General features: G+C 41.0%; 13 protein-coding genes. 4 read left to right on the forward strand and 9 right to left on the reverse strand.

Annotation, left to right across the window (positions count from 1 at the left end; all coding sequences use genetic code 11):
• Positions 1–183: 183 nt before the first annotated feature.
• On the forward strand, positions 184–900 hold the full coding sequence (locus tag C6N34_RS15265) for a biliverdin-producing heme oxygenase (RefSeq protein WP_057179019.1): 717 nt from the start codon (positions 184–186) through the stop codon (positions 898–900).
• A 30-nt stretch (positions 901–930) separates the two neighbouring features.
• On the opposite strand, the gene minE is transcribed toward C6N34_RS15265, so the two are convergent.
• From minE to C6N34_RS15290, 5 genes are all read right to left on the reverse strand, one after another.
• Positions 931–1,230 (reverse strand): cell division topological specificity factor MinE, encoded by a 300-nt coding sequence (minE, locus tag C6N34_RS15270; RefSeq protein ID WP_006278276.1) that lies wholly within the window; start codon positions 1,228–1,230, stop codon positions 931–933.
• 142 nt (positions 1,231–1,372) lie between these two features.
• Positions 1,373–2,170 (reverse strand): septum site-determining protein MinD, encoded by a 798-nt coding sequence (gene minD / locus C6N34_RS15275; protein WP_006278275.1) that lies wholly within the window; start codon positions 2,168–2,170, stop codon positions 1,373–1,375.
• Positions 2,171–2,241: 71 nt separating this feature from the next.
• On the reverse strand, positions 2,242–3,123 hold the full coding sequence (gene minC / locus C6N34_RS15280) for a septum site-determining protein MinC (protein WP_057179021.1): 882 nt from the start codon (positions 3,121–3,123) through the stop codon (positions 2,242–2,244).
• A gap of 55 nt (positions 3,124–3,178) precedes the next feature.
• Positions 3,179–4,513, reverse strand: coding sequence for a four-carbon acid sugar kinase family protein (locus C6N34_RS15285; RefSeq protein ID WP_057179022.1), 1,335 nt, complete (start codon positions 4,511–4,513; stop codon positions 3,179–3,181).
• Between the two features lie 391 nt (positions 4,514–4,904).
• Positions 4,905–5,285 (reverse strand): hypothetical protein, encoded by a 381-nt coding sequence (locus tag C6N34_RS15290; RefSeq protein WP_006278270.1) that lies wholly within the window; start codon positions 5,283–5,285, stop codon positions 4,905–4,907.
• Between the two features lie 164 nt (positions 5,286–5,449).
• Between C6N34_RS15290 and C6N34_RS15295 the strand changes: the two genes are divergently transcribed.
• Entirely contained in the window at positions 5,450–6,625 is a 1,176-nt protein-coding gene (locus C6N34_RS15295; protein ID WP_236107214.1) for a glycoside hydrolase family 10 protein, read from the forward strand.
• Between the two features lie 7 nt (positions 6,626–6,632).
• Here the strand turns inward: C6N34_RS15295 and C6N34_RS15300 are convergent, their stop codons facing one another.
• The 3 genes from C6N34_RS15300 to hemC form a co-directional block, all read right to left on the reverse strand.
• Positions 6,633–8,117 (reverse strand): site-2 protease family protein, encoded by a 1,485-nt coding sequence (locus tag C6N34_RS15300; RefSeq protein ID WP_115538156.1) that lies wholly within the window; start codon positions 8,115–8,117, stop codon positions 6,633–6,635.
• 128 nt (positions 8,118–8,245) lie between these two features.
• Positions 8,246–9,649: a glycogen synthase GlgA gene (gene glgA, locus C6N34_RS15305; RefSeq protein WP_006278267.1), complete on the reverse strand. Its 1,404-nt coding sequence runs from the start codon at positions 9,647–9,649 to the stop codon at positions 8,246–8,248.
• A 148-nt stretch (positions 9,650–9,797) separates the two neighbouring features.
• Positions 9,798–10,766, reverse strand: coding sequence for a hydroxymethylbilane synthase (gene hemC / locus C6N34_RS15310; protein WP_115538157.1), 969 nt, complete (start codon positions 10,764–10,766; stop codon positions 9,798–9,800).
• A 192-nt stretch (positions 10,767–10,958) separates the two neighbouring features.
• Here hemC and hemB point away from each other — a divergent pair, with 192 nt between their 5' ends.
• Together hemB and C6N34_RS15320 are read left to right on the forward strand one after the other, a co-directional pair.
• Entirely contained in the window at positions 10,959–11,903 is a 945-nt protein-coding gene (gene hemB / locus C6N34_RS15315; protein ID WP_231922760.1) for a porphobilinogen synthase, read from the forward strand.
• Positions 11,904–11,978: 75 nt separating this feature from the next.
• On the forward strand, positions 11,979–13,001 hold the full coding sequence (locus C6N34_RS15320; protein ID WP_115538158.1) for a CobW family GTP-binding protein: 1,023 nt from the start codon (positions 11,979–11,981) through the stop codon (positions 12,999–13,001).
• Between the two features lie 158 nt (positions 13,002–13,159).
• On the opposite strand, the gene purE is transcribed toward C6N34_RS15320, so the two are convergent.
• Entirely contained in the window at positions 13,160–13,645 is a 486-nt protein-coding gene (gene purE / locus C6N34_RS15325) for a 5-(carboxyamino)imidazole ribonucleotide mutase (protein WP_096545158.1), read from the reverse strand.
• Between the last annotated feature and the right edge of the window lie 20 nt (positions 13,646–13,665).

The following is a 13,665-nucleotide window of genomic DNA, read 5'->3' on the forward strand; positions in this document are numbered from 1 at the left end:
TTTATCCCACAATTGTTTCTCTTACCAGAAGTACTGAGTATAAACTATTTTACGGCATTCCCAACTTAATGAATTTTAATATAAATTCTCATCATAAAGTTCTAATGTAACTTTTTAGTGGGATTTTTGACAATTTGTTGTAAAAACCCCAACAGTTGACTTTTTAAAGTAGAGAAATTTAACATGAGCAGTAATTTAGCCTCCAAGTTACGAGTAGGAACCAAAAAAGCACACACCATGGCAGAAAACGTAGGTTTTGTCAAGTGTTTTCTCAAAGGAGTTGTAGAAAAAAACTCATATCGCAAGTTAGTTGCTAACTTTTATTTCATTTACTCAGCAATGGAAGAGGAAATGGAAAAACATAAAACCCACCCGGTTGTGGGCAAAATTTATTTTCCAGAACTGAACCGCAAGCGCAGTTTAGAACAGGATTTAGCCTACTACTATGGTTATAACTGGCGAGAGCAGATTCAATTATCCTCTGCTGGTGAAGCATACGTAAAACGTATTCGGGAAATTTCCGCCACAGCACCAGAATTATTAGTTGCACACTCCTACACCCGTTATTTAGGAGATCTCTCCGGTGGACAAATTCTCAAAAACATTGCCGTAACCGCAATGAACCTCACAGCAGGTGAAGGTACTAGTTTTTATGAATTTGCAGATATTAGCGATGAGAAGTCATTTAAAACTCAATATAGACAAAATCTAGACGCTATGCCCATTGATAATCAAACAGGCGATCGCATTGTAGAGGAAGCCAATGCAGCTTTTGGTGTGAACATGAAAATGTTCCAAGAATTGGAAGGGAATTTGATTAAGGCCATTGGTATCATGGTTTACAATGCCTTAACCCGGAAACGGTCAAAAGGTAGCACGGAACTAGTAATTGCTGAGTAGTAGTTGACTTCTTCCCATTGCAGGTGGCCACTAGCTCCCTGCAGAACTATCAGCCAATTCCGATGTAACGCCCTTTACTCTTCGAATGGGCAAGTTGGCGATCAAAGCAGTGGTACGTTGGTCACTTTCTAAAGAAAACTCGGAGCCATTAGTGTCAATTTCTACATACTTACAGACAACCTCCAAAATTTCCTGACGCATTTTATCCAGGGTTTGGGGGTCTATGCTAGCGCGGTCATGGGCGATAACCACTTGCAGTCTACGCTTCACCTGATTGCGACTGGTGTCGGTTGTGCGGACAAAAAGTTTTTCTAAAAGTTCAACAATCATTGCTAGTACTTGCCGAGAATTGAAAAATAAGTTATGTGTAACAAGATACCTGATAAAGTATTGAAAACACACTATAAGGATTGTCTTGTTTTTCAGCCCCTGATTTAAAAAGTTGGTAAATATTCTTGTGTCCTGGTTGAGTTTATTTCCACAACAATTTACGCAAGCGCAGTAGGAGGTTGTCATTACTCGAATCAAGGTCGAGAAATTCCACAGTTCCCCCTTCTAATCTGCGAGCAATGTTTTCGAATGCTACAGAGGCCATAGAAGGTGTTTCTGACAACACCAGTGGTTCCCCCTTGTTGGTGGAGACTATCACACGTTCATCATCGGGAATGACTCCGATTAGGGGAATAGCAAGAATTTCTTGTACGTCCTCCACTGACATCATATCATTAGCTCTCACCATTGCTGGTCTAATCCGGTTGACTATTAAATGAATTTTTTTAATATCTTGTGCTTCTAGTAGTCCCACCACTCGGTCAGCATCACGAACAGAAGAAATCTCCGGTGTGGTGACAATAAGAGCTTCGCGAGCAGCATTAATAGCGTTTTTGAACCCCATTTCAATCCCTGCTGGACTGTCTATCAATACATACTCATATTTTCGCGCCAGTTCATCTACCAGCAATTTCATTTGTTCTGGTGTAACAGCATCTTTAGTACGATTTTGAGCTGCTGGGAGCAACACCAGATTTGGTTGTCGCTTATCCTTCACTAAAGCTTGCTCTAGGCGACATTCTCCCCCTAGAACTTCCAGTGCTGTATAAACTATGCGGTTTTCTAGTCCTAATAACAGATCTAAATTTCTCAGTCCAAAATCCGCATCCACCAGGGCTACCTTGCGCCCAGTCTTGGCTAAGGCCATGCCTAGATTTGCGGAAACTGTGGTTTTACCCACTCCTCCTTTACCGGAGGTAGTTACAATAATACGACTCATGATAGCAACGGATTTAATTGAGTTAGGCAGCAACAGCAGTCAATCAATAGCACTTAACTTTCTGGCTAAAGCTATATTTTACTTAGCTGATTCCTAGAAAAGCTAGTGGCTCTGGCAATACGAATACCATTATTAGTGATATACGCAACCTCTGGAAAAAAGCTGGTTAGTGATTTTTCCGGAGACCTGGCTAAAGCATCGGCAATTCTGATTTGAGTTGGCTCCATTTGCAGGGCCATGATTAAAGATTCCCTGTTTCCCCCTGCACCAGCATGGGCCACTCCTCGTAAACGTCCCCACACCATAATGTCCCCTTTTGCCACCACAATACCACCAGGATTGATGTCTCCTAAAATAACTACCGTTCCAGGATGGCGAATTTCCCCCCCAGATCTGATAGTTGTTTCTAAATACAAAGCATCTGCTAGAGCTTTCGGATTTTCTTGGGTGTCATTACCAAAGGATGTTTGTATTTTCGTCTGCTCAACGGAACATCCTATTGTACAAGCTGCGATCGCAGTTTGTCTCCTGCTGGTAATTACTAGTTTTAATTCCAGTTGCAGGTCATTTAAGGTATCTTGCAGCTGTTGTAACTGCCTACTATCTAATAGGCGATCTTTTGCCACCAAATGTAATACACTATTGGGCTGACGCAGGCGATCGCTCCCTTTAAGACGCTGTTGGATTTGTTGCCAAATTTCTGACCAGGTAAACGTGGTAGCTGGTGCTTGGGATTCAGTGGGCAAGATTAATAGTATTTTACCATCCTCTGTTTTTATCTGGACTTGAACATTGTGGTTTATATTGTGATTAATACTGTAGTTAAGAGAGTCCGATGGAAGACCGTTCTCATCCAACTCAGTCTTCTCTGGGGGACTAACCTCTATATTGTTCATAACATGACCTGACTCTAGTTCCAAATTTGCTACCGACTTGCGAACATGATAATTCATAGTTTTTCCCGATTTTTGCACTGCTAACTACCAAGTATCCATCCCAAATTCCCAATTACTTGGCTGGATTAGTAATGGTTAGTCGTTGACAAATTGTAGCTAATCCATCCACATTACCTACATTACCTGGAAATAAAACCAGCGGTAGATTAGGGAAATGAGGATGATCAGATGGGGTAATGACCATGGAGCACCCGGGCAAGATTTGACCCAATAACCTAGCGGAGGTCAGGGCAAGTCCCGTACTCAACACATCGTTAGAAGTTATACCTCCTTTACTGATAAGAAATCCTATGTCCCTGGGTAGTCCCCGGACGATATCCATTAACAAAGCTGAAACCCTAAGTCCAAAGTCTAACCTGGTTTTAACATCTGGAAAAGTCAATTCTTGACGACTGGTGAAGACCACTGGTATTTTGTCTGCATGATGTACCTGTTCTACCTGCTCCAGAATTTCTTTTAAAAGTTCCCCAGATTCATTTACCGATTCATAGAGGAGTTTGGCCACATTCACTTCTATTCCCACCGTTTGAGGAATTTTTAACAATGACTCCAATTGTTGGGTGGTTTTTTTCACGTGGGATCCTACAATTACTGCTCCTGGCTTACCACCGCGCACGTACCTAGCCATATTTTCTGGGGCGATGGGTTGGGGAGGTAAATTGGCTAAAGCGGTTAATATACTAGCAGCAGAACGGAACAAAAAGCGTTTACCCTGAGTAGCGGCGGTCAATATGTCCCTCGCAAACATGTTGAGGTCTTCCTGGGTTTCTCCATCAACTACTCCACACTGATTATTGTGTAGTGTTAATAATCTACTCAAACTCCCCTGACGCATATCTTCCAGGGTAAATTTGGTGACTGCACTTTCCGGTATGCGCCCTTGAGTTTTTTCCTCAACATATTTAGGTAGATAACTGTAATTGTAACCAAATACTGAATCACGGGCAAATTCCGTTTCATGTACGGGGGTGGGAATACCATCAACAATTAGGTAATGGATGGCATCACGAGTGATTCTACCACCTTCAAAAAATGCCGGAATCAAAAAATGGGCATCAAAGGGTCCTAGTTCCTCAGCTATCACATCCGTTTCTATGGGGTAATGACCACGCAATGTGGAGTCAGAACGACTTACTACCAGAAAATCTGCCACATTTTCTTCTGCTAGGGCAATTTTGAGGTTATGACACACTTCTCGAGTGGTTTTATCCGCTGCTTCTGGGGTAAGGGAGCGCGTGTTGGTCAAAACAAAGAAAATAGGGGCATGATCCTGGAGACCTAAACGAAGAGTTTCCACATCCCATTGCATTAGCAGTAGACAACTGTGAACCGTTTGGGAACCTGTGGGATCATCATCTAAAACAATTATCTTGAGTCTTTTATTCATTGAGATTGGCTAATACTAACAAATATTTTATATTTAGAAGTTCCACAAATATTATCTATTATATCATCGCCAACTTGCTAATTTCCAGTATTGAGCAAGAATGGGGGCGTTTCTTGACACCCCCTTAACCTATGCAATCTCAAGACCTTTCCTCAACCTAAGTCCAATGGTTCCATGGTTTTGGCAAATTGGCACACAAAATTTTCGTGCCACCGGTCTAATGAAAATATAACCAATAAAAAAGGTTAGCCTTCTAGGGGAAGGATGGTACCCAACCCCTGGAACTCAAACTCTTGGGGAATATGCTTGCATAAAAACAAACATATACTGCACAGCCGTGACTTGTTTTTTGAACTAGCATTGTTTTTCAAGGATTCACTATATTTGATCATTAATCATTGATTAATTGAGAGATAACTCTATCAGCTTCTAACCTCTGATAAGTTAAACTAACTAAACTGGCAATATTGCGTGAACCTTGTTTTTGACAAGCGAAAGCAAAAGCGTCTAATAGCATACCAATGTTAGTAGACTCATTTGCTAAAGATAAGATAAATTCAGTAACACCTGGTGCTGTTGTATCCACTGGTATGGCTTTCATGAGAAAATGTAAACACTCGGTGGAAAACATGGTACCTTCTAATTCATGGCTCTGGGTGGCAAGAAGAATAATACCAGACATAATTTGATTTGGTGTTATTCCCCCTTCCATCAGAAGGATAAATAAAGAGGCCACACTGCTGGGGGTATATTTGTCGAGCTTGATATTCATAACGCCTATATAATTAGGTGTAACAATAAACCTGGAATTTTTGGCTCATCCGGAAAATTTAACTGATTTTTTTACTCTATTATTTTATTTATTTATTTTTCAGTAGGTGTAATGTGAATAAGCAGCTAAAATCAGGTTTACTGGTGCTGATCTTTAGCATCACCATGATGATAGTATTGATATCATCCTTAACTTTGAGAGCGGAAGTGGTTGTTTCCCAAGAAAAAAGATTGGGAACAATGGGAATATCGGAGTCAAGAGGTGTGTGGTTAACCAATATTGACAGTGATGTTTTATTTACCAGGGAGCGGCTAAAAAAATCACTCAAAACCTTGAGAAAGTTGAACTTTAATACGGTTTACCCCACGGTCTGGAATTGGGGTTATACACTTTATCCCAGCCAAATAGCCAGTCGGGTAATTGGTAAATCCTTAGACCCTACACCGGGGTTAAAAAACCGAGATATACTGAAGGAAATAACTGCTCAAGGACATAAACAAGGTCTAACAGTTATTCCTTGGTTTGAATTTGGGTTTATGGCTCCTGCTGATTCCCTACTAGCCCAAGCAAGACCAGAATGGATTACTACCCGCAGGGACGGTACTAAAATCGTAAAAGAAGGGATACATGACCGAGTGTGGTTAAATCCATTTCATCCCGAGGTGCAAAAATTCATGGAGAATTTAATTGTAGAAATCGTCAAAAATTATGACATTGACGGTATTCAGTTTGACGATCATTTTGGATTGCCTTCGGAACTGGGATATGATCCCTATACTGTAGGGTTATACAAACAGGAGCACCAAGGGAAAGCACCGTCTGAAAATTTCCAAGATCCAGAATGGGTAAAGTGGAGAGCAGATAAAATTACTAACTTGATGAAGCGAGTGTTTTTTGCCATTAAAGCCAACAAAAAGAACTGTCTAGTTTCTGTTGCACCCAATCCCCAAAGATTTTCCTACGAATATTATTTAGCAGATTGGCAAAAATGGGAACGGATGGGACTAATAGAAGAACTCGTATTACAAGTGTATAGGGATGATTTAAAGGTTTTTATCAGTGAATTAGAATACCCAGAAGTAAAAGCTGCCCAAAAACATATACCCGTGAGCATAGGAATTTTAACCGGTTTAAAAAATCGTTCTGTTCCCATAGAGCAGATTGCAACCCAGGTAGAAAAAACACGCGATCGCAATTTTGCCGGGGTTGCTTTCTTCTTTTATGAAACCCTATGGAACATGAGTCAAGAAACAGTTGCTAAACGACAAGGTAGTTTTCAAAAACTATTTCCCAGGACTGTTCAAAGGAACACCCGACTTCCAAGTCGGGTGTCACCCTAAAAAATTACTAACCTATGCCCAATTTTCCAGCTAGAGCAGGGGTAAGGGGTAAGAGGGTACTAATCATTAAAAACAAGGCCAAAAGACCTAGAGCTGCTCTTGCATCATCAGGTTCGGTAATTTCATTTAAACTGGGACGTTCCCCATCCCGTTGCAAAAAGAAAATCACAATTGCCCAATAAAAGGCCGTGGTATTACCTAAAGAAACCAAAGCTAAAACCGCTAGGGTGGCGATTGTGGTTGTCCGTGCGGTTTTACGTCCATAAATTGCTTGAACAATACGCCCCCCATCCAGTTGTCCTGCTGGCATTAAATTTAAAGCTGTGATGACCAGTCCTAACCAACCAATAATTACTAGGGGATGAATATTAACTACGGGTGCTTGTAGGGTGGATCCTAAAATCACTCGTGCTAAACTACCCACTAGAATTGAACCCTGGAAGAATTTATTAGGTATTTGAAATAAACTCCCAGGGTGAGAAAGTAATAACCCGGTCACCAACATCACCAGGGAGACTAGACCACCAAAACCAGGACCTGCTAAAGCAATGTCAAATAAAGCCTTACGGTCAGGTAGGAGGGACTGAAAGCGAGTAATTGCTCCAAAGGAGCCAATTTGCACCGCTGGTAAGAAAAAAGGCCAGGTCAGTTGAACTTGATGTTTTTTGGCAAATAACCAATGTCCCAGTTCATGAGCTACCAAAATTGCCAATATTCCTAGAGCTATGGGTAGAGCTTCCGTAATCCGTGATGGGGTGGTAAATAAGTCAAAATTCAACAGCAAACCCCCAGTTTCTAAACTGGTAGCAATGGTTGCCAGTAATAAAATTACGGCAAATACCTTTTGTCCTAACTGCATGGGTCGTGGATCGCTGCGACTGGGTAAAATGATTACTACGGGTTTACCATCCGTGTTCTCTACTAAAAAAAGACGGTATTTGTCTCCTAATTGTCCCGCTAAATTTTTAGTCAGTCGCTTATGAACCTCTTGTGCATCACCCCGTAGGTTACCTTTAAAAACTACTCCTTCCTGATAGGGAATGGTTTCCGTGGCAAAGAATGTATCAATGCCAAAAATCCCCTTGATGGTGTTTAAATCTTCTTCTGGGATGGTTATGGGCTCTAGTTTGACCACTGGTGGACCGCCATTTTCTGTCTGACTTACTGTTGGTGAAGTTTCCTTGGCAATTCTTTCTGTGGCCTTTGTTTTGAGAATTACATCTTGACCAGCTTTCCGTAACTGCCAACCTAAGAAGATATATATACTTGTTGAAATAACCAGTAGTAACAGTACACCTGCTATATTGATATAAATTCCAACTGCAAACAGACCAAAGAACACCAACCACGGAGCCATTAAGACAACAGATTGCAACCAAGCCAGGATCCCTAGTTTGCCAAAGGGTCTGGAACGGTAAAAGCCCCAAGCCAAAATACCTAAGGCGACTAATATTACAGCCGCAATTATAGGAGTTTCTGATGAAGTTAACATCGCTAAACCTTGGTTTTTGAACTACATTAACTACTGTACAACCTACTTTCGGTATATTTGGCTGAAACGGAAGCACTTCCGTGCCAAAGTCGGAGCTGGGAAAAGTTAACAATCTCTATTCAATTTGCCTAAGCTGCTTTCAGTTCTAATTCCAGTGGTGGTAATCCATAAATAGAACGATATAGGTCTTCATACTTTTTGGCAGATTCATACCAACTAAAGTTTTGACTCATACCGCGTTTTTGTAGTTCTTGCCATTGAGGTTTGTAACGAAAACCTTCCCAAGCACGAATCATACAAGTAAACAGATCTAAGGGTTCATAGCGGTCAAAACAATACCCAGTACCTGCTTGATTTATGGGATCATGATGGGTCACAGTGTCAACCAATCCTCCCGTCCGCCGCACAATGGGAACTGAACCATAGCGCAAAGCCATCATTTGACTAATACCACAAGGCTCAAAACGACTGGGCATGAGAAAAGTATCAGTTCCTGCATAAATACGACGAGAAAGAGCTTCATTGTAAAGCAAGTAGGTTGCTATACGTCCAGGATAGCGGGATGCTAACTGCCACATTTGAGTTTCGTAATAGCGATCGCCTGTTCCTAAGAGTATAAATTGAGCATCCGTGTAAGCTAGGAACCGGTCAAGCATTTGGATGATTAAATCTAAACCCTTTTGCTCCACCAGTCTACTGACCATACCCATTAAAAAGGCATTGGAGTTGACCTCCAAACCCATTTCCTCTTGCAGGGCAATTTTATTAGCCTTGCGTTTGTCTAAGGTATTGGCATTAAAGGTTTGAGTTATATATTTATCACTGGCTGGATTATACAGTTCCGTGTCTATACCATTGATAATCCCTGATAATTTACCACTGATAAAAGATAACAAACCCTCTATTTGTTCACCATAGGCAGCGGTTTTGATTTGCTCTGCATAAGTTGGCGAAACCGTATTAACTCTATCAGCATACTGAACTGCTGCGGCCATGGTATTATGTCCTTCCATATACCAAGGACACCAAGTAATTTTCTCTAAATACCACCGCCATGGACCCTGGTAAGCTAGGTTATGAATGGTGAAAACCGTGGTGATATCAGGATCTTGGTGCATCCACACAGGAATCATGCCTGTGTGCCAATCATGACAGTGAATTATTTCCGGTTTCCAGTAATTCCAGGCAAACTCCGCAGCTCCATTAGCAAATAGGGTGAACCTCCAGTCTTCATCTTCCCCTGAATAAATACGCCGAGGCAAAAAAGATGGATGTCCAAATAGATATAAGGGAACATCTGTTCCTGGCAGAAGAGTTTCATAAACAGAAAAGTCTTGAAACATGGCAAAGCCCTTCCATACAGGATCTTTGGGAATTTCCATCTTGTCGGGTAAAAAGCCGTAGTAAGGTAGGAAGATCCGTACATCATGTCCCATTTGTCTAAGGAATTTTGGTAATGCACCTACAACGTCTCCCATACCTCCCGCTTTAGCAATGGGGGCAGCCTCTGCTGCTACAAATAGAATTCGCATAATTAGTTGGTGATTGGTGATTGTTTAATCATGGAGGGTTAATAAGAGAAAAGTAAGCATTTTTTCTCATTTTAACAGGAACGATAGATAGGGAATGGCTATTTATAGCTCTGTTTCTATTCTCCTATGAAAGGTTCTCAACCAGTCTTTAAGACCCACGTTGAATTTGAGTGAATATTTCCTCCAGAATTTCCGTTGCTCCCTGTTCCCTGAGAATATTTGCTAACTGGGTACCTAATTTTTCCGCATCAGTAGCAGCACCGGTAATTGTATTTTTTACTAGGTTTTCACCATTCACACTGGCAACAATTCCCGTTAGGGTGAGGGTTTCTCCGTCTATTTCTGTGTTTACACCAATGGGAACTTGACAACCTCCTTCTAAAGAGCGCAAGAAAGAACGTTCAGCTAAACAGCGATCGCGTGTTTGTGGATGTTCAATTGCTTTCAGAATGGTAATTAGTTCCAGGTCATTTTCTCGACATTCTATGCCCAAAGCGCCTTGACCAACCGCATGAAGGGAAATATCCGGGGGTAAAATTTCATGAATACGATGGTGCATATTGAGTCTTTCTAGACCAGCAACAGCTAGAATTAGAGCATCATATTCACCTGCATCAAGTTTGGTCATACGAGTGTTGAGATTACCTCGTACATCCTTAAAGGTGAAATAGGAGAATTTATGGCGCAACTGTGCCAGTCTTCTCAGGGAGGAAGTACCAATTACCGATCCTGGAGGTAGGGTGTCCAGGGTTTGTCCCAGATGGTTTTGGTGGAATACCACTGCATCAGCTGGGTTTTCCCGTTCTGTGATTGCTGCTAAGGTCAAACCTTCTGGCAAATTGGTGGGCAAATCCTTGAGAGAGTGAACAGCAAAATCGATTTCCTGATTAATCATTCCCAGTTCCAGTTCTTTGGTAAATAAACCCTTATCACCAATTTTGGCCAATGCTACATCCAGGATCTTATCCCCCTGGGTGGACATGGTATGAACTTGAAAATCAATATCCGGATAGCTTTTCTGTAGTTGCTCTTGCACCCAATAGGTTTGCACTAGAGCAAGTTCACTTTTGCGAGAACCAATACGAATGATGCGTGAAGGGCTAGAAACTGAGGTCATAAAAATAATTTGTCAAACCAGGTGATAAATTCACATTTATCTAGACTACCTCAGTAAGTGACCCACCGGACACAATTCTCATGTTGACATCCTTTACGGTTTTCTATATAATAATGATTATCATTTTATCCTAAAACTATGTCGTCTGGGAGTCTAAACCATAATCAATCCCTAGGTTCTCGTCGTCTACCCATGAACCAGACTTTGCAAAAAATGTTTCAGGAGACAACTTTGACGGTGAACGACCTGATCTATCCAATGTTTGTTATTAGTGGGGAACAACAAAAAGTGGAAATTACTTCCATGCCAGGTTGTTATCGCTACTCCCTGGATCTTCTGCTTGCGGAGGTTGAACAGCTATCACAATTGGGAATTCATGCGATCGCATTGTTTCCGGTAATTCCAGAGGAACAAAAGGATAGTCAGGGTACTGAAAGCTATAATCCAACAGGTCTGATACAAATGACGGTTAAGGCTATTAAACAGGCTTACCCACAAATAATAGTTATGACTGATGTGGCCCTTGATCCTTTTACTACCCATGGTCATGATGGATTGGTTGATGAATCTGGGGTAATTTTAAATGACCCCACGGTAGAAGTGTTGGTCAAAATGGCGATTTCCCATGCCCGTGTTGGCACGGACTTCGTCGCTCCTTCTGATATGATGGATGGCAGGGTAGGAGCGATTCGTCAGGCTTTAGACAAAGAGGGTTACATTAATGTTGGTATTTTAGCGTACTCAGCTAAATACGCTTCTGCCTATTATGGACCTTTCCGAGATGCTCTAGACTCCGCTCCTAAATTCGGCGATAAGAAAACCTATCAAATGGATCCGAGTAACAGTCGAGAAGCTCTCAAAGAGGTTCAACTAGATATTGCTGAAGGTGCAGATATAGTTATGGTTAAACCTGCCTTGGCGTATTTGGATATCATAAGTCAGATTAAAACCAATACTAATTTACCTGTTGCAGCATACAATGTTAGCGGTGAGTATGCGATGATAAAAGCTGCAGCGGCAAATGGTTGGATAGACGAGAAAGAGACAGTTTTAGAAACTTTAACTAGTATAAAGCGAGCTGGTGCAGATTTAATTCTAACCTACTTTGCTAAAGAAGTGGCTTTAATATTGAGTTAAGTACACCCAGAGGCTAAAACTAGAATTGCTTTTGCTCATTTTGGTGTTACACTATTTACATCCAATTTATAAACTATGCAAAATATCCCGCTTACATCAAAGAACGTAGACGTAGAAATTCCTAAATTAGGAATGCCAGTCAGCATCATAACTGGTTTTTTAGGTAGTGGTAAAACCACATTGTTAAATCAAATTCTGCAAAACAAGCAAGATTTAAAAATAGCGGTTTTGGTAAATGAATTTGGGGATATTGACATTGACAGTCAATTACTGGTGACTGTGGAACAAGACATGCTAGAGCTGACGAACGGTTGTATATGCTGTACCATCAATGATGGTTTAGTGGATGCGGTGTATAGAATATTGGAGCGAGAGCAGCTGGTTGATTATTTAGTCATTGAAACCACAGGAGTAGCGGATCCCCTACCAATCATCTTAACTTTTTTAGGCACAGAGCTCAGAGACTTAACCAATTTGGACTCGATTATCACAGTTGTGGATGCTGAAACATTTGATGAAAACCACTTTAATAGTGAAGCAGCTTTGCAGCAGATCACTTACGGTGATTTTATTCTATTAAACAAGATAGATCTTGTGAACGTAAGCAAATTGGAAGAAATCAAAGATTTCATCTCCAAGGTAAAACAGGGATCCAGAATTTTGCCGACTCAACAATGTCAGGTTCCTCTGGAATTACTTTTAGGGGTAAATCTTATGCCCAGGGATAAATACATATCTGACAACTATCAAAATAGTCGTGAACACAAGCATCATCATCATGATCACGAGCATCATAGTCATTCCCATCATTTAGAAAATGATGGTTTTGTATCTATAGCCTTTAGATCAGATAAGCCATTTGATGTGAATAGATTTGAGGACTTTTTAGCTGAAGCGATGCCACAAGACGTTTTTAGAGCTAAGGGGATATTATGGTTTAGTGACAGTGATATGCGACATATTTTCCAACTCAGTGGACCTCGATATACCCTGAATGCGGATGACTGGAGAACACCACCCAAAAATGAATTAGTTTTCATCGGGAGGAAATTAGATCAAAGGGAAATTGTTACAAAACTCAGTCATTGCTTGTTATGATAGGACATGGAAATAGATCTACTTCACATCGAAAATTGCCCGTGAGAAATTTATGAATTTGATCCAACATCATGGAAGTTTTGATCCGCTTTAAACTCCTCTAAACGCCATTTTTAAAAATGGCGTTTAAAGCATTTGAGAATTGAGTATATTGGATATTATGAGTTTAATCTATTTTGTTTCTCCATAACCATATCCGATAAAGACTGACGATAAGCTTGAACCTTAACTAACAACTCTGGTTTATAAGTAGCGAGAATCTGCACTGCCAAAAGGCCAGCATTCTTGGCACCACCTATAGCTACCGTGGCTACAGGTATGCCCGCTGGCATTTGCACTATAGAGTATAAAGAATCTACTCCCTGCAAATTACGCGTAGGCACAGGAACCCCAATTACTGGTATTGGAGTTAAAGATGCTACCATGCCTGGCAAATGTGCCGCACCACCAGCTCCGGCAATAATTACCTTTAATCCCCTGATATGAGCTGTTTCAGCATATTCCACCATACGCCGAGGAGTGCGATGGGCAGAAACAATAGCTACCTCGTAGCTAACGGAAAATTCCTCACAAATGGCGATTGCCTCTTTCATGGTAGGGAGATCAGAATCACTACCCATGATAATGCCAACTTCAAGACTCATAATAACTAAAAATTAATGAC

The sequence above is a fragment of the Cylindrospermopsis raciborskii Cr2010 genome (assembly GCF_003367075.2).
Classification (GTDB): Bacteria; Cyanobacteriota; Cyanobacteriia; order Cyanobacteriales; family Nostocaceae; genus Raphidiopsis; species Raphidiopsis raciborskii.

Bases quoted from the DNA above. Each gene is read 5' to 3' on its own strand.
- minE (WP_006278276.1), bottom strand. From the start codon at position 1,230: ATGATTGTTGAACTTTTAGAAAAACTTTTTGTCCGCACAACCGACACC.
- C6N34_RS15320 (WP_115538158.1), top strand. From the start codon at position 11,979: ATGCAAAATATCCCGCTTACATCAAAGAACGTAGACGTAGAAATTCCT.
- purE (WP_096545158.1), bottom strand. From the start codon at position 13,645: ATGAGTCTTGAAGTTGGCATTATCATGGGTAGTGATTCTGATCTCCCT.
- C6N34_RS15295 (WP_236107214.1), top strand. From the start codon at position 5,450: ATGATGATAGTATTGATATCATCCTTAACTTTGAGAGCGGAAGTGGTT.
- glgA (WP_006278267.1), bottom strand. From the start codon at position 9,649: ATGCGAATTCTATTTGTAGCAGCAGAGGCTGCCCCCATTGCTAAAGCG.
- minD (WP_006278275.1), bottom strand. From the start codon at position 2,170: ATGAGTCGTATTATTGTAACTACCTCCGGTAAAGGAGGAGTGGGTAAA.
- hemC (WP_115538157.1), bottom strand. From the start codon at position 10,766: ATGACCTCAGTTTCTAGCCCTTCACGCATCATTCGTATTGGTTCTCGC.
- hemB (WP_231922760.1), top strand. From the start codon at position 10,959: ATGAACCAGACTTTGCAAAAAATGTTTCAGGAGACAACTTTGACGGTG.
- C6N34_RS15285 (WP_057179022.1), bottom strand. From the start codon at position 4,513: ATGAATAAAAGACTCAAGATAATTGTTTTAGATGATGATCCCACAGGT.
- C6N34_RS15300 (WP_115538156.1), bottom strand. From the start codon at position 8,117: ATGTTAACTTCATCAGAAACTCCTATAATTGCGGCTGTAATATTAGTC.
- C6N34_RS15290 (WP_006278270.1), bottom strand. From the start codon at position 5,285: ATGAATATCAAGCTCGACAAATATACCCCCAGCAGTGTGGCCTCTTTA.
- minC (WP_057179021.1), bottom strand. From the start codon at position 3,123: ATGAATTATCATGTTCGCAAGTCGGTAGCAAATTTGGAACTAGAGTCA.
- C6N34_RS15265 (WP_057179019.1), top strand. From the start codon at position 184: ATGAGCAGTAATTTAGCCTCCAAGTTACGAGTAGGAACCAAAAAAGCA.